The organism is Sphingosinicella sp. SM1-17 (assembly GCF_056821765.1).
Map to the genome: position 1 here is coordinate 2674180 of NZ_JBPDIO010000001.1, position 15924 is coordinate 2690103.

14 protein-coding genes are annotated in these 15924 nt (G+C 64.1%); 11 read left to right on the forward strand and 3 right to left on the reverse strand.

Going from position 1 to position 15924, the window contains the following annotated elements:
* The first annotated feature begins 7 nt into the window (after nt 1-7).
* Genes ACRYLT_RS13420 through ACRYLT_RS13445 form a run of 6 tightly spaced genes read left to right on the forward strand, consistent with a single transcriptional unit; the run spans nt 8 to nt 7767 of the window.
* Nucleotides 8-1066 carry an XrtA/PEP-CTERM system-associated ATPase gene (locus ACRYLT_RS13420; protein ID WP_482664593.1) on the forward strand — a complete coding sequence of 353 codons (1059 nt, stop codon included), beginning with the start codon at nt 8-10 and terminating at the stop codon, nt 1064-1066.
* 8 nt (nt 1067-1074) lie between these two features.
* On the forward strand, nt 1075-1920 hold the full coding sequence (locus ACRYLT_RS13425; protein WP_482664594.1) for an XrtA system polysaccharide deacetylase: 846 nt from the start codon (nt 1075-1077) through the stop codon (nt 1918-1920).
* Entirely contained in the window at nt 1917-2984 is a 1068-nt protein-coding gene (locus ACRYLT_RS13430; protein WP_482664595.1) for a FemAB family XrtA/PEP-CTERM system-associated protein, read from the forward strand. Before ACRYLT_RS13425 ends, ACRYLT_RS13430 begins: the two co-directional genes overlap by 4 nt.
* On the forward strand, nt 2984-4279 hold the full coding sequence (locus ACRYLT_RS13435; RefSeq protein WP_482664596.1) for a TIGR03087 family PEP-CTERM/XrtA system glycosyltransferase: 1296 nt from the start codon (nt 2984-2986) through the stop codon (nt 4277-4279). The genes ACRYLT_RS13430 and ACRYLT_RS13435 overlap by 1 nt, the downstream gene beginning before the upstream one ends.
* Nucleotides 4276-5808, forward strand: coding sequence for an exosortase A (gene xrtA / locus ACRYLT_RS13440; protein ID WP_482664597.1), 1533 nt, complete (start codon nt 4276-4278; stop codon nt 5806-5808). The genes ACRYLT_RS13435 and xrtA overlap by 4 nt, the downstream gene beginning before the upstream one ends.
* A gap of 3 nt (nt 5809-5811) precedes the next feature.
* On the forward strand, nt 5812-7767 hold the full coding sequence (locus tag ACRYLT_RS13445; RefSeq protein WP_482664598.1) for an XrtA/PEP-CTERM system amidotransferase: 1956 nt from the start codon (nt 5812-5814) through the stop codon (nt 7765-7767).
* Here the strand turns inward: ACRYLT_RS13445 and truA are convergent.
* Together truA and fmt are read right to left on the reverse strand one after the other, a co-directional pair.
* Nucleotides 7712-8458, reverse strand: a complete 747-nt coding sequence (truA, locus tag ACRYLT_RS13450; RefSeq protein ID WP_482664599.1) for a tRNA pseudouridine(38-40) synthase TruA — start codon at nt 8456-8458, stop codon at nt 7712-7714. The genes ACRYLT_RS13445 and truA overlap by 56 nt on opposite strands.
* Complete coding sequence (fmt, locus tag ACRYLT_RS13455; RefSeq protein ID WP_482664600.1) at nt 8455-9360, reverse strand: methionyl-tRNA formyltransferase; 906 nt, start codon at nt 9358-9360, stop codon at nt 8455-8457. The genes truA and fmt overlap by 4 nt, the downstream gene beginning before the upstream one ends.
* 55 nt (nt 9361-9415) lie before the next feature.
* Here fmt and recR point away from each other — a divergent pair, with 55 nt between their 5' ends.
* The 4 genes from recR (at nt 9416) to secA (ending at nt 13858) form a co-directional block, all read left to right on the forward strand.
* A complete protein-coding gene (gene recR, locus ACRYLT_RS13460) occupies nt 9416-10012 on the forward strand; it encodes a recombination mediator RecR (RefSeq protein WP_482664601.1) in 597 nt (198 codons plus the stop codon).
* A 96-nt stretch (nt 10013-10108) separates the two neighbouring features.
* The gene (gene def / locus ACRYLT_RS13465; protein ID WP_482664602.1) at nt 10109-10651 is read left to right on the forward strand and encodes a peptide deformylase; all 543 of its coding nucleotides are present in this window, start codon (nt 10109-10111) and stop codon (nt 10649-10651) included.
* Between the two features lie 59 nt (nt 10652-10710).
* Nucleotides 10711-11016, forward strand: coding sequence for a hypothetical protein (locus tag ACRYLT_RS13470; RefSeq protein WP_482664603.1), 306 nt, complete (start codon nt 10711-10713; stop codon nt 11014-11016).
* 85 nt (nt 11017-11101) lie between these two features.
* Complete coding sequence (secA, locus tag ACRYLT_RS13475) at nt 11102-13858, forward strand: preprotein translocase subunit SecA (RefSeq protein WP_482664604.1); 2757 nt, start codon at nt 11102-11104, stop codon at nt 13856-13858.
* Between the two features lie 67 nt (nt 13859-13925).
* Here secA and ACRYLT_RS13480 read toward each other — a convergent pair whose 3' ends face one another.
* On the reverse strand, nt 13926-14555 hold the full coding sequence (locus tag ACRYLT_RS13480) for a hemerythrin domain-containing protein (RefSeq protein ID WP_482664605.1): 630 nt from the start codon (nt 14553-14555) through the stop codon (nt 13926-13928).
* Between the two features lie 187 nt (nt 14556-14742).
* On the opposite strand from ACRYLT_RS13480, the gene ACRYLT_RS13485 reads away from it, so the two are divergent.
* Nucleotides 14743-15912 carry a zinc-dependent alcohol dehydrogenase gene (locus tag ACRYLT_RS13485; RefSeq protein ID WP_482664606.1) on the forward strand — a complete coding sequence of 390 codons (1170 nt, stop codon included), beginning with the start codon at nt 14743-14745 and terminating at the stop codon, nt 15910-15912.
* Nucleotides 15913-15924 lie beyond the last annotated feature (12 nt).

Genomic DNA, 15924 nt, shown 5'->3' on the forward strand with positions numbered 1-15924 from the left:
GACCAGGATGTACACCGAGCATTACGGCCTTACCGGACAGCCCTTCCAGCTCACGCCCGACGCTCGCTTCTGGTTCGAGAGCCGGACCCACAAGCGGGCAATGGCCTATCTGGGCTACGGCCTGGCTCAGGGTGAAGGCTTCATTGTCGTGACGGGCGAGATCGGTGCCGGAAAGTCCACCCTGATCGCACATCTGCTCGCCACCATCGACCGAAGCCGACTGAACGCGATCAGCCTGGTTTCCACCCAGGTTGACGGCGACGACATGCTCCGACTGGCGGCCCAAGGCCTTGGGATCGACACTCAGCGAGTGGAAAAGGCGCGGCTCCTGGACAAGGTCGAGCAGCGGCTCGAGGAAGAGGTCCGATCGGGCAAGCGCACTCTTCTGATCGTCGACGAGGCCCAGAACCTGCCGACATCGGCCCTGGAAGAGCTTCGAATGCTCTCCAATTTCCAGATCGCGGGCAAGGCGCTGATCCAGATCGTCCTGCTCGGCCAGCCCGAGTTTCGCGACAAGATGGCTTCCCACGGCCTCGAGCAGCTGCGTCAGCGGGTGATTGCGATCCACCACCTCGATGCCATGGAGGAGGACGAGGTCGAATCCTATATCCGGCACCGGCTCGGAGTGGTCGGCTGGCAGGGGCGGCCACGGTTCGGGGCCGATGCTTTCGAGGCGCTTCACCGGATCAGCGGCGGCATCCCCCGGCGGCTCAACCAGCTCGCCAACCGACTGATGCTTCACGCCGCGATCGAAGGCTCGGACGAGATCCGAAGTCAGGCGGTCGAGGCCGTTGCCGCGGACATGAGCGCCGACAGCGCTCCACAGCCGGAGTCGGTCTTGCCGCTCCGCCCCGTGCGGCGCCCGGTCGAACCGGCCAACGAGGAACACCCGCAGCCCGACCTTCAACCGCCAGTAGCTTCCGACCCGGCGCTCGAACGCCGAATCGCGACGCTCGAGACACGGCTCGAGGAGCAGGAGGCCAGCCTTCGCCGGGTTCTCACCCTGCTGATCGACTGGGTCGAAAACGGCAGCCCCGAGGCGGCGTATCGAACCCATGCGGCCTGAGAAGCCAGATGCGCAATGCCCTTTCCGTCGACGTCGAGGATTGGTTCCAGGTCGGTGCGTTCGAAAAGGTGATCGATCGCAGCGCGTGGGATGAGCTTCCCGGGCGAGTCGAGCACAATACGGAACGCGTGCTGGCGCTGTTCGACGAAGCGGGGGTCAAGGCGACCTTCTTCACCCTCGGTTGGGTCGCGGCCAGGCATCCCCAGCTGATCCGCCGAATCGCCGAGGCGGGTCATGAGCTGGCGAGCCACGGAGTTGACCATCGCCGGGTCTTCACGATGAGCGAGTCGGAATTTCGCGAGGATCTGAAGCAGGCGCGAGCCGCGATCGAGGATTCGTCGGGACAGCCGGTTCGTGGCTATCGGGCGCCCAGCTTCTCGATCGACGCTCGAACGCCCTGGGCGCATGAGGTGCTCGCGGAGCAAGGCTATGCCTATTCGTCGAGCGTCGCTCCGATCGTCCACGATCATTATGGCTGGCCCGGATCGCCCCGCTTCGCCTGGCGACCGGTTCAGGGATCCAGCCTGATCGAGCTTCCGGTGACAACCGTGGCTTTCGCCGGACGACGTCTTGCCGCCGGCGGAGGCGGCTTCTTCCGACTGCTGCCTTACGCCTTCTCGAGCTGGGCGATCGGGCGGATCAATCGCGACGAACAACGGCCCGCCATTTTCTATTTCCACCCCTGGGACATGGATCCCGATCAGCCCCGGGTTGCCGATGCACCGCTGCGCTCGAAGCTGCGCCACTACACCAACTTGTCAGTGATGGAGCGCAAGCTGTTCAAATTGCTTCGCGACCATGCATGGACTCGCACCGACGAGGTCGCGTTCGCGGAGCAGGCGAGGTTGCAATGAACGCGCTCTCTCCCGTCGCCGCCCTGACGGTTCGAGAGGCGGACCTTGGCTGCCCGCGCGATCTCGGCCTGATCAACGCCTTTGTCGCCGAGCGCCCGGATGGAAGCCTTTTCCATCTGCCCGCCTGGAGCCGGATGGTCGAGCGGGGCTGCGGTCAGCGCAGCCACTATCTGATCGCCGAGCGCGGGAAGGAGATTGTCGGCTGCCTTCCGACGACGTTGATCCGATCCCGGCTGTTCGGCCGCGCTCTCGTTTCCACGGGCTTCGGCACCGGAGGCGGCATTCTGGCGGAAAGCGAACCGGCCGCGAGGCTGCTCGCCGACAGCGCCTGGTCTCTGGCTCGGAAGCAAGGCTGCCCGACGGCGGAGCTGCGAGGTGGGCCGACTCCGCCAGACTGGACTTCGACGACCGGTATCTATGCCGGATTCGCGCGGGATCTGCCCGGCGATTCGGGATCCCTGCTGAGTGCCATCCCGCGACGGCAGCGGGCTGAGATCCGGCGGGCGCTCGGCTTCGAGCTCGAGGCTTCGTTCGGGCGGGATACGAAGCATCTTGCCGACCATGTTCGAGTCTATTCGGAAAGCGTCCGCAATCTTGGCACGCCCGTCTATCCCCGTCGGCTGTTCGAGGCCGCTCTCGCCGAGTTCGGTACCGCGGCCGAGATCGTCCTGGTCCGCAAGGATGGCCGGGCGCTGGCGACCATGTTCACCTTCCGCTTCCGAAACACGGTCCAGCCTTACTGGGGCGGCGGCACAGCCGAAGCCAGGAAATGGCGCGCCAACGACTTCGTTTACTTCGAAACCATGCGGCGGGGCATCGATCTCGGCTGCTCTCGAGCGGATTTCGGTCGCTCGAAGGTCGGTACGGGGCCCTATGCCCGGAAACGGATCTGGGACTTCGATGAGATGCCGCTCGTCTATGCGGTCCGGACCGCCGATGGCGCCGAACCGCGGGACGTGAACCCGCTGAGCCCGAAATACCGGATCCAGATCGCGCTCTGGCAGCGTCTCCCGCTGTTCGTGGCCAATCGAGTCGGGCCGCTGATCGCCCGGGGACTCGGGTGATGCGTTCGGAGCCTGGCACGGACGGCTCGCTCATTCTTGCGGAACGATGTCAGCCCATTGTCCGGGATGAAGCACCGGCCGACTGCCCCTCGATCCTGTTTCTCGCCCACCGGATCCCTTTTCCCCCCGACCGCGGCGACAAGATCCGGTCATGGCACCTGCTGAAGCATTTGGCCCGCCATGCTCGAGTCCATCTCGCCTGCTTCGCTGACGACCAAGCGGATGCGAGCCACCTGTCGGGCCTTCGCCGGGAACTCGGCGATCGGCTCGGCGAGACTCATGTCGAGGTGCGCAGGAGAGGAAAGGTGGCGGCCGGGTTAGGCGCCCTGATCAAGGGCCAGCCGGTTTCGCTGACCTTGTTCGACAGCCACCGGCTTCGGAGTTTCGTCGAGCGCCAGCTTGCAACCGGCCGGGTCGAAGCGGTGTTCGGCTTCTCCGGGCAGATGGCGCAGTTCGTTCCCGAGCGGATCGAGGCCCGCTTCATTATGGACCTGGGTGACGTCGATTCCGCCAAGTTCGGACAATATGCCGAGCAGGGATCGGGACCCATGGCCTGGGTGCATCGGCGCGAGGCGCGCCGGTTACACGAATTCGAGCGGGCGACCGCCGCCCGAGCCGACGTGACGACATTCGTCAGCGAGGCCGAGGCGGCCTTGTTCAGGAAGAGCACCGGGCTCCCAAACATCCGAGCGCTATCCAACGGCATCGACCTCGAACATTTCCATCCCGCGGCCGATTATCCACGGCTACAGTCGGAACCGCGGGGAGAGGGACCTTTGCTCCTCTTTACCGGCCAGATGGATTATCCGCCCAATATCGATGCCGTGCGCTGGTTCGCCGCCGAGGTGTTGCCGCTTCTCCCCGGATCACGCTTCGTGATTGCCGGCCGCAGCCCTGGCCCGGAAGTGCTCCGACTGAGGAGCGACAGGACGATCGTCACCGGGGCGGTTGCCGACATGCGGTCCTGGCTCGGGGCGGCTGACCTGGTCGTCGCTCCGCTGCGTATTGCGCGAGGGATCCAGAACAAGGTGCTTGAAGCCATGGCGATGGCCAAACCGGTCGTTGCATCCAGTGCCGCCTTCGAAGGCATCGAGGCCGTTCCCGGGCGCGATCTCCTGGTTGCCGACGAACCGGGGCGGATGGCCTCGGCCATTCGCGAGCTGCTCGCCTCACGCGAGGATCTGGAGAGACTGGGCCGCTCAGCCCGAGTCTGTGTGGAAGCCAGTTACAGTTGGGAGCGAAGGCTCGGCCCACTGACGGAGATGGTGTTCCCGGACGAGCGGAAGGCGACGTGACGGTTGTTCTGCCCTGGTCCGGTCTGTCGGGGGCAGGCCTTTCGGCATGGCGCCTCCATCTCGGCGTGCTTGCCCTTGCCTGGGTGGCGATCCTTGGGATCTTCCATTCGGATGCGCACCATATCGTGTCGATCTGGTGGGAAAGCGCGACCTTCAACCATTGTCTGCTGATCCCGCCGATCATTGCCTGGCTGGTTTCGCAGCGTTGGTCGGAACTTCGCCAGATCGAGCCGACGACCTGGCCTCTTGGCCTCGCGCTCGTCGGTGTCGGTGCGGCAGCCTGGCTGCTCGGGGACGCCGGCAGCATCGCCCAGGCGCGACATGCCGGGCTCGTCTTCATGCTTCAGGGAGCCGTGCTCGCTTGCCTGGGCAGGAAGGTTGCCATCGGTCTCGTCTTTCCGATCGCCTATGGATTGTTCCTGATCCCGGCTGGCGAGGAGTTGATGCCGCTGATGCAGACGGTGACGGCGGAACTCGCCATGATCCTGCTCGGCCTGTCCGGGGTGCCCGCTCACCTGGAAGGGATCTTCATCACCACGCCGACGGGGTATTTCGAAGTGGCTGAAGCCTGTGCCGGCCTGAAGTTCCTGTTCGCGATGGTGGCCTTCGGCGCTCTGGTCGCCAACCTTTGTTTCCGATCCTGGCCGCGGCGGATCGCCTTCATGGCCGCCTCGGCGCTCGTGCCGATCCTTGCAAACGGAGTCCGCGCCTGGGGAACGATCTACATTGCCCATCGCACCGGGAACATGGATTTCGCCGCGAGCTTCGATCACATCCTGTATGGCGGAATCTTCTTCGCGGTCGTCATTGCCCTGATCCTCGCCGTCGGATGGCCCTTCTTCGATCGAGCGGTTGACGAGCCATGGTTCGATCCTTCGGCTCTTGGCGGTGCTTCCGGAGGACGCCTTGCGCCGATCGCTGCGGGCCTGCTGATGATCGTGGCTGTGCCGCCGCTCTGGTCGCTCACCGTGACGGCAGGCGCTCGGCCGGTTCCCGAAAGTTTCAGCTTCCCGGAAGTGAAGGGCTGGCGCCGGGTGACTTCAGGTTCGGACTGGAGCCCGAACTTCGCGGGCGCCGACCTCGTTCGAAGCGCGCGTTACCGCGATTCGACCGGTCGGCAGGTCGACCTCGTCGTCGCGGCCTATGGCTGGCAGGAAGAAGGGCGGGAGCTGGTCGGCTTCGGTCAGGGGGCTTCGGCACCCGGAAGCGGCTGGACGTGGATCTCCGACTCGACCGCTCCGCCCGGCGGTCGGGGGGAGCGGATTGCCGCGCGCGGGGTGGTGCGCGAAGTGGTCAGCTTCTACCGGGTCGGCACTGTCCTGACCGGGAGCGGCATGGGGGTGAAGCTGGAAACGATCAAGCGGCGGCTGCTTGGCGGCCCGCAACATGCGGTGGCGGTGCTGGTCTCGGCACCCGCACCGGCCGTCGGCATAAGCGCTCGTCCGGCCATTGACGACTTCCTCGTGGGGCTGGGCTCCACGGACGGCATCGCCGCGCTCGCCGATCGAGCCGCCGGGGCGGAGCGCTAGACCATGTGCGGCATTGCCGGCCTGTTCCATCCCGATGTCCCGAAGCCGGTCGACCCGACCCGGATCGGGGCGATGACCGATCGGCTCGTCCACCGGGGGCCGGATGGCGGCGGAGTCTGGACGGCCCCGGGAGTCGGGCTCGGTCATCGGCGCCTGTCGATCGTCGATCTCTCCGACGCGGCCGCTCAGCCGATGCTTTCCTCCGACCGGCGGGTCGCGCTCAGCTTCAACGGGATGGTCTACAATTTCCGCGAGGTGAGGGCGGACCTGGAGGCGAAGGGCCATGGCTTCCGCACCGAAAGCGACACGGAGGTCATCCTCGCAGCTTGGCGGCAATGGGGGCCGGATTGCCTTTCGCGGTTCAACGGCATGTTCGCTTTCGCGCTCTATGATGCCGATCAGGACCTGCTCTTCCTCGCCCGCGACCGGCTGGGAGTGAAGCCTCTCTTCTATTCGGAGCTCAGTGATGGCGCGCTCATCTTCGCTTCGGAGCTGAAGGGGCTGCTCGCCCACCCGACGTTCCGTCGAACCCCGAACCCGCGCGCCGTCGAAGATTATCTTGCCTTCGGCTATGTGCCCGACGACACGTCGATCCTGGAAGGCGTGAGGAAGCTTCCGGCGGGGCATTTCCTGCTGGTCCGGCGGGGCCGTCCCGTTCCGAGTCCGTCCTGCTGGTGGGACGTCGACTTTTCCAATCCCAAACGATCCTCGGCAAGTGCCCTCGAGGAGGAGCTGACCGAGCGCCTCCGGTCGGCGGTACAGTCGCGGATGGTGGCCGACGTTCCGTTCGGCGCCTTTCTGTCGGGCGGCGTCGACAGTTCGGCGGTGGTTGCCTTCATGGCCGAAGCAAGCCGCAATGCCGTCGAGACCTGTTCGATCGGTTTCGACGAAGCGGATCATGACGAGACTCGCTACGCCGCTCTGGTTTCCGAGCGCTTCGCCACCAATCATCGCAGCCGAACGGTCGCCGCAGCGGACTTTTCGCTGATCGATCGCCTGGCCGACGCCTTCGACGAGCCCTTTGCCGACGCTTCCGCTCTTCCGACCTGGCAGGTGAGCGCTCTTGCTCGTGAGAAGGTGAAGGTCGCCTTGTCGGGAGATGGCGCCGACGAGGCTTTTGCCGGCTACCGGCGCTACCGTCTCTTCCGCAACGAGGAACGGATTCGGGCACTGCTTCCCGGGCCGCTGAAGCCGGCCGTCCGCAGGCTGGGCGATCTCTACCCGAAGCTCGATTGGGCGCCGCGCTATCTGCGCGCCAAGACCACGCTCCAGGCGCTCGGCGAGGAAAGTGGCGAAGCCTATGCGCACGCCGTCGGAGTCACCCCGCCGGAGATCCGTTCGCTTCTGTACAGCGCCGACTTCACCCGCGCGCTGGGCGATCACTTGGCCGAGGCCCGCTACGTTCGCACAATGCAGGAAGCGCCGGCAGATGATCCCCTGTCCCGAGCACAATATGCCGACCTGAAGATCTGGCTTCCCGGGGACATCCTCACCAAGGTCGATCGGGCGAGCATGGGCGTCAGCCTGGAGGCGCGGGAGCCACTGCTGGATCACCGGCTCATCGAATTCGCCGCCCGGTTGCCGGCGCGGCAGCGTCTGCGGGGCGGCACCGGCAAGTGGTTGATGAAGCGGGCGCTGCGCGGGCGCCTTCCGGACGAGATACTGGACCGCCGGAAGATGGGCTTCGTCACTCCGGTATCGGCCTGGTTCCGAGGGCCGCTAGCCAGCGAAGCGGCCGCCATCGCCCATTCCTCGGCCCTCGCGGAAACCGGCTGGTTCGATGGCGCAGCCATTTCACGGATTGCGGAAGACCATCGTCGCGGCCGTTCCGATCATGGCCGGCTGCTTTGGCAATTACTCATGCTGGACAAGTCGCTCCAGCGCCTGTTCGGCCTGGGTGCCGCTAATGCTGAGGATAGACAGCCTCGACGAAGTAGAGCCCGTCGGGCGGCGCGTTGAAGCCCAGGGCCGATCGGTCGCGAGCCTCGAGCGCGGCCTTCAGATCCTTCGGCGACCATTTGCCTCGGCCGACCAGTTCGAGACAGCCGACCATCGATCGGACCTGATGGTGGAGAAAGGAGCGCGCCGCCGCCTCCACCTCGATCACCTCGCCAAATCGCCGAACCGTGAGCCGGTCGAGAGTCTTGACCGGGCTCTCCGACTGGCAATGGGCCGATCGGAAGGTCGTGAAGTCATGACGTCCGACCAGATATTGTGCGGCTCGGTTCATCTCATCGGCATGGAGCACGACCGGGACCCGCCAGGCTCGACCCGCTTCCAGTGCCAACGGCGCGCGGCGATTGACGATCCGGTAAATGTAGCGTCTTCCGACGCAGGAGAAACGGGCGTGGAAATCCTCGCCGACTTCCTCCGCGCTGAGGATCGCGATCGGCAGCGGACGCAATTTGGCATTGATCCCGTCGCGAAGGCGGAAGGCCGTGATCGGTCGATCGATGTCGACATGGGCCGTCATCGCCAGAGCGTGCACTCCGGCATCGGTCCGACCAGCGGCGTGGAGGGTCACCGCCTCTTGAGCGATGGCCTGAACCGCTTCCTCGATGGCCTGCTGGATCGATGGGCCATGCGCCTGTCGCTGCCAGCCCATGAAACCGCGACCATCATATTCGACGATGAGCTTGAAGCGTGTCACGCCAGAACGGCACCGGTGGGAATGACGAAGCCCCGGAGAAGCTCGTCAGGACTCATCGCCGCCCGTCCGGCACGCTGGACGAGGGTCGGCACGATCGAACCCTGGCTGCACGCAATGGTGAGGCCGTGGTCGAGCACCGTTCCGGACGGACCGCTCAGGTCGGCGATTTCCGCCGCCAGAACCTTGATCCGCTCGCCTTCGAAATCGAAGAACGCCCCGGGGACGGGATTGAAGGCTCGGACCTGCCGTTCAACGCAACTTGCCGGACGGGAGAAGTCCAGCCGTGCCTCCTGTTTCTCGATCTTCTGAGCGTAAGTGATGCCCTCGGCCGGTTGCGGCTGCGGCACGATCCGGTCCAGCCGGTCGAGGACGTCGGCCATCAGAGCCCCGCCCATGGCCGCAAGCTCGGCGATCAGTTCGCCGGCGGTCTTCCGATCGACGTCCGTCTCGCGCCGAGCATAGACCGGGCCGGTGTCGAGCCCCCGTTCCATGCCCATGATGCAGACTCCGGTTCTCTCGTCGCCCGCCAGTATCGCCCGGTGGATCGGCGCGGCGCCGCGCCAGCGGGGAAGTAAGGAAGCGTGGACGTTGAGGCAGCCGTGCACCGGCGCCTGAAGGATCGGTACCGGCAGGATCAGCCCGTAAGCGGCGACAATCGCTGCATCCAGTCCCAAAGCGGCGAACGATTCCTGTTCAGCCGGGTCGCGAAGCGTTGCTGGAGTTCGGACTTCGATCCCCGCAGCTTCCGCCCGGCGATGCACAGGGGAGGGGGTCAGAGCCTTGCCGCGCCCGGCGGGGCGTGGCGGCTGCGTGTAGACGGCCGCCACTTCGTGCCCTGCTTCGAGCAAGGCATCGAGCGTCGGAACCGCGAAATCGGGCGTTCCCATGAAAGCGAGGCGCATGGCCGCGCTCTAACTGATGCTTGCCGCGCTCCACCAGCCTTCTTAGTTTGTTCTCATGGCTTCCCAGGAAATTGAGGCGCTCACCCAGGCGCTGGCGCGCCTTCCCGGCCTTGGTCCTCGCTCGGCCCGCCGGGCCGTGCTTCATCTGATGAAGAAGCGGGAAGCGGCATTGACGCCGTTGCTTCGGGCGCTCGAACGGGTTCACGACCGGCTCTCGGTCTGTTCGAATTGCGGCAATATCGACACCGCCGATCCCTGTTCGGTCTGCGTCGATCCACGCCGCGACGATCGGCTGCTTTGCGTGGTTGAGGAGGTGTCCGATCTCTGGGCGCTGGACCGTTCGAGGCTGTTTCCCGGGCGATACCATGTGCTCGGCGGGCGGCTTTCTGCGCTCGAAGGTGTTCGGCCGGAAGATCTTACCATTGATCGTCTCATCTCCCGCGTGGCAGGCGGCGGAGTCGACGAGGTCGTCCTGGCGATGAACGCCACACTCGAGGGGCAGACGACGGCCCACTATCTCGCCGAGCGCCTGGAGAGCTTCCCGGTTCGGATCACCCAACTCGCCCATGGCTTGCCGGTCGGCGGCGAGCTCGACTATCTCGACGAAGGAACGCTGGCTCAGGCGCTTCGGGCAAGAAGGCCGGTGACCTGAGGTTCGTCGGGGCAGCAACCCGGCTCCCGGTACCCAACTCTCTGGCGACCCCCGTGATTCCTTGAAAATGAAGCCACTTCCGCTTATTTGCCGACCATGGCCATCTTGCCGATCTATGAAACGCCGGATCCGATCCTCCGGCAGGTCTCCTCGCCCGTCGAGGAGATCACGCCCGAGCTTCAGACCCTGATCGACGACATGTTCGCGACGATGTACGCGGCCCCCGGGATCGGTCTGGCAGCCATCCAGGTCGGCGTGCCCAAGCGGCTTCTCGTCATCGACCTTCAGGAACCCGAGGAGGAAGACGGAGAGCCGGTGCGCAACCCACTCGTCTTCATCAACCCCGAGATCCTGGAAACCTCGGAAACGACCAAGCCCTATCAGGAAGGCTGTTTGTCCGTTCCCGATCAATATGCCGAGGTGCTTCGCCCGGATCGGGTCCGTGCGCGCTGGCTGGACCGGGACGGAACGGTGCACGAGGAGTGGCTCGATGGTCTCCTGGCCATCTGCCTCCAGCACGAGATCGATCATCTCAACGGCGTGCTCTTCATTGACCATCTGTCACGCCTCAAACGCGACATGATCATGAAGAAGCTCCTCAAGGCTCGCCGGGATTTGGGCGGACGCCGAGCCGCCTGAGCGACCCGGCTCTCAAAAACAATCCGGTGATTTTGTCCGGCCGCTTGGCCGGACAGGGCATGGACCTTGCCCCCGGTCGTCACTATGTCGCTGGCGCAATGGAGCTCTTGCTTATCCTTTCGGCGCTTCTGAGCGCCGTCACCGGCGCTTTTGCTGGCGCTCGCGCTCCCGAAGCCGGAGCGAGCCATAAGACGGCCATCGAAGCCGTTTCGGTGGCTCGGGCCACGGTTGCCCCCGCCGCCCAGGCACAGGCGGCGGTCGCGCCGCGGCCGAAAGCGAGTCCCGAGCCGGAGCAACAGCCTGTACCTCCGGAACCCGCTCCCGTCATCAAGTCCCCAATCGAGACGGATCGCCTGATCGAGTGAAGCACGGGGCCGACCGGCTTCGCTCGCGCTTCATTTTTCGCTCCGGACCTTCCGGAGCCTTCCATGTAAAGATCAGGAATTCATTATGTTCGGCGGATTTGCCAAATCCATCTTCGGATCTTCCAACGACCGCTACGTCCGTTCGCTTCGCAAGATCGTCGACCAGATCAACGGGCTTGAGCCCACCATCTCGGCGATGACCGACGATGAGCTCAAGAACCAGACTTCTGTCCTCCGCACCCGCCTCGAGAACGGCGCGACGCTCGACGACATCCTTCCCGAAGCCTTCGCGACCGTTCGCGAAGCCGCCGTCCGAACGCTGGGGCAGCGCCATTATGACGTTCAGCTGATCGGCGGAATCGTGCTCCATCGCGGCGAGATTGCCGAGATGCGGACCGGCGAGGGCAAGACTCTGGTCGGGACCTTGCCCGTCTACCTGAACGCCCTGGAAGGCAAGGGCGTCCATGTCGTCACCGTCAACGACTATCTGGCCCGCCGCGACTCGGAATGGATGGGCCAGATCTATCGTTTCCTCGGAATGAGCGTCGGAGTCATCATCCCGAACATTCCCGACTCGTTCCGCCGCGACGCCTATCATTCGGACATCACCTACGGGACCAACAACGAGTTCGGCTTCGACTATCTGCGCGACAATATGAAGTATGAGCGCGCGCACATGGTGCAGCGCCCGTTCAACTACGCCATCGTCGACGAGGTGGACTCGATCCTGATCGACGAGGCGCGGACGCCGTTGATCATCTCCGGTCCGACCGACGACAAATCGGAACTCTATCTCGCCCTCGACCGCATCGTGAAGGAGATGCCCGAGGAGGATTATGAGTATGACGAGAAGGACAAGCGGGTGCTCCTCACCGAGGAAGGCACCGAGCGGATGGAGCGCTTGCTCGAGGCCGAAGGACTGCTCGTCGGTTCGAACCTGTACGATTATGAAAACACCCAGGTGGTCCACCACCTCAACCAGGCGCTGAAGGCGAATATCGCCTTCAAGCGGGACATCGACTATATCGTCAGGAAGGACGAGAAAGACGGCAAGCACAAGGTCGTCATCATCGATCCCTTTACCGGCCGAATGATGGACGGGCGCCGCTGGTCCGAAGGCCTCCACCAGGCTGTCGAGGCGAAGGAAGGCGTCGAGATCGAGCCCGAGAACCAGACGCTCGCTTCCATCACCTTCCAGAACTATTTCCGCATGTATCCGAAGCTGGCGGGAATGACCGGAACCGCAGCGACGGAAGCGGCCGAGTTCTACGACATCTACAAAATGAACGTCGTTACGATCCCGACCCACCTGCCGGTCAGGCGGATCGACGAGGACGACCAGTTCTACAAGAACCAGGGCGACAAGTTCGCCGCGATCGCCGAGGCCGTGAAGGAGAAGCAGGCGACCGGCCAGCCGGTCCTCGTCGGCACGGTGTCGATCGAGAAATCGGAACTGCTTTCCGCCGAGTTCAAGAAGGCCGGAATCAAGCATGAGGTGCTGAACGCGCGCGAACATGAGCGCGAGGCGCACATCGTCGCTCAGGCGGGGCGCCTCGGTGCAGTGACCGTCGCCACCAACATGGCCGGCCGAGGCACCGACATCCAGCTCGGCGGCAATGTCGACTTCCGGGTCCAGGACGAACTCAGTCACATGGAGGACGGCCCCGAGAAGGACGCAGCGATCGAGCGGATCAAGCGCGAGGTGGCCGAGGAGAAGGAGAAGGTGATCGCTGCCGGCGGCCTGTTCGTGCTCGGTACCGAGCGGCATGAGAGCCGGCGAATCGACAACCAGTTGCGCGGCCGCTCGGGACGCCAAGGTGACCCGGGCCTCAGCCGATTCTATCTCTCGCTGGACGACGACCTGCTGCGCATTTTCGGTCCTCAGACCATGTTCTCGAGGCTGATGAACAAGAATCTGGCGGACGGCGAAGCGATCGTCAGTCCCTGGATTTCGAAGGCAATCGAGACGGCACAGAAGAAGGTCGAAGCGCGCAACTACGACATCCGCAAGCAGGTCGTCGAATATGACGACGTGATGAACGATCAGCGCAAGGTGATCTACGAACAGCGGTCCGACATCATGGATGCCGAGACTGTCGGAGACGTGGTCGAGGACATGCGCACGGAGACCGTCAACGCCCTCGTCGGCGAGGCGATCCCACCCAATTCCTATCCTGAGCAGTGGGACATTCCCCTGCTCCAGGAGCGCGTCGAAAAGGTGTTCGGCCTGACTCCGCCCTTCGATGAATGGGTGAAGGAGGAAGAGGTCGATCCCGAGATGTTCGTCGAGCGGCTTCAGAAGCTGGCGGACGAGCAGATTGCGGAGAAGCTGAAGGACGTGCCCCAGGAAACCTGGGTGCAGATCGAAAAGAGCGTCCTGCTTCAATCGCTCGACCATCACTGGAAAGAGCATCTGTCGATGCTGGACGCGCTTCGCCAGGTCGTTCACCTGCGGGCCTATGCGCAACGCAAGCCGATCGACGAATATAAGCGGGAAGCATTCCTGATGTTCGAGCGGATGCTTTCGGCAATCCGGGAGGATGTTACCGGAACCCTCGCCCGAGCCCGGTTCACGATGATGCCGGAGGATCTGCCGGAGATGCCGGAGATCTTCACCCAGCATATCGACCCGTTCACCGGCGACGACGACACGGCCGATATCGATGCCGGAACCGGCGCGATCCTGTCCCGCTTGCCGCCGCTGGAAATGCCGCAGCCGGCCTTTCCGGAGCGTGGCCCGGCCGGCGCCGTTGCCGAGGTTCCACCGCCGGCGAGCCGCAACGCGCCCTGTCCGTGCGGATCGGGACGCAAGTACAAGCACTGCCACGGCGCCGTGGCATAAGGAAAAGGCGCCGCCCCCGTTGGGGAGCGGCGCCGCTAACTTGGATGGCGGATGGCCGAGCCGAGACTCAGGCCATCTTCATGCCTTCCTTGTTCATCATCGCGCTGAGCCGGGCATTCTGTTCCTCGGTCAGCGCATTGCGGAACTTCGGAAAGACCTCGTCTTCCTCCATCCGCATATGCTCCTGGATCATCGATCGGAAATCGCGAACGCGGGCCAGCCATTCGGGGCTGTCGTTCGGCATCGTCTCGAGTTCGTACAGATAGGTCTTGATATAGCCATGCTCTGAGTTGAGCGCGTCGGCGTCGTGCGCGGAATTCGCCTCCCGAAGCGCCGGGTAGATGACATTCTCTTCCTGATGCGCATGCTTGTCGAGGGCATATTTGAGCTTCATCAGCAGATGCGAGCGGGTGGTCGTCTGGTCGTCGTTCGTCGCTTCGAGCTTGTCGAAGATGGCCAGGGTTGCCTCATGCTCCGCCTTCAGCGCGTCGGCCCAGTCGCCGGCAGAGGCACTCATGCTCTGCACCAGGAACTTGCGGCCGTAATTGGCTGCCAGGCCAACCGCTGCGCCGGCCACCGCCGCCGCTGCAAGCACACCGGTCTGTCCGCTGCCCCAGTTGAAGGCCGAACCCTCGCCCGACCTTTTGCGAGAGCCGGCTTCTCCCTGACTGCTCTTGGAACGCGTCTTGGTCGCCATTCTTCCCTCCATTTTTTGCTTGTTCTCGCAACCAACCGCCAGCGCGGATGTTCCCCGGACGAGGGTTTCGCCTGATCAGGTAAGATCCTGTGTTCAAAGATGTTTCCGGGGCGGAACGAGGCGGGTGCGACCAGTCGTGCTTCGCTTGCGCCGCTTAAGGAGCCGAAAACGAGATCGGAGGACGGGCATGAAAGCGCTGGTTTGGCACGGCAAGGAAGACATCCGTTATGAAACGGTGCCGGATCCGGAGATCGAGGAAGAAGGCGACGCGATCATCAAGGTGACGAGCTGCGCAATCTGCGGCTCCGACCTTCACCTGTTCCACAATTTCATTCCGGCGATGAAGCCCGGAGACGTCGTCGGCCACGAAATGATGGGCGAGGTCGTCGAGGTCGGACGCGGCGTCACCAAGCTCAGGAAGGGCGACCGAATCGTCGTTCCCTTTACGATAAACTGCGATCAGTGCGATCAGTGCAAGCGCGGCAACTATTCGCTTTGCGAGCGCTCCAACCGCAACAAGGCCCTCGCCGACAAGCTGTTCGGCCACACCACGGCCGGTCTGTTCGGCTACACCCATCTGACTGGCGGCTACCAGGGCGGCCAGGCCGAATATCTTCGGGTACCGTTTGCCGACGGAACCCACATCAAGGCTCCTGACGGGCTTACGGACGATCAGCTTCTGTTCCTTGGGGATATCTTTCCGACGGGCTGGCAGGCGGCGGTCCAGTGCGACATCGAGCGTAGCGATACCGTCGTCATCTGGGGCGCAGGACCCGTCGGCCAGATGGCAATACGGAGCGCGATCATCCTCGGCGCCAAACAGGTCGTCGCCATCGACCGATTGCCGGAACGCCTCACCATGGCCGAAGCCGCTGGTGCGGAAACCATCAACTTCGAAGAGGAAAGCGTCGTCGAACGGCTCAACGAACTCACTGGAGGCAAGGGGCCGGACAAGTGCATCGATGCCGTGGGGCTCGAAGCCCATGCTGCCTCGCATCTCGACTCGATGATGGATCGAATGAAGCAGATGACGATGACGGCGAACGATCGCGCCCACGTGCTTCGCGAGATGATCTACGTCTGTCGGGGTGGCGGAGTGATTTCCGTGCCCGGAGTATATAGCGGCCTCGTCGACAAGTTCCCGATCGGCATGTCGATGAACAAGGGACTCACCTGGCGGATGGGACAGACTCACGTTCGCCGTTGGACCGACGATCTCACCCGGCGAATCGAGGAGGGGCAGATCGACCCCTCCTTCGTGATCACTCACGAAGCTCCGCTGGCGGAAGGACCCGGAATGTATCGTACCTTCCGCAACAAGCAGGACGGCTGCGTGAAGGTCGTGCTGAAACCGTAGCAGGGAGGAAAG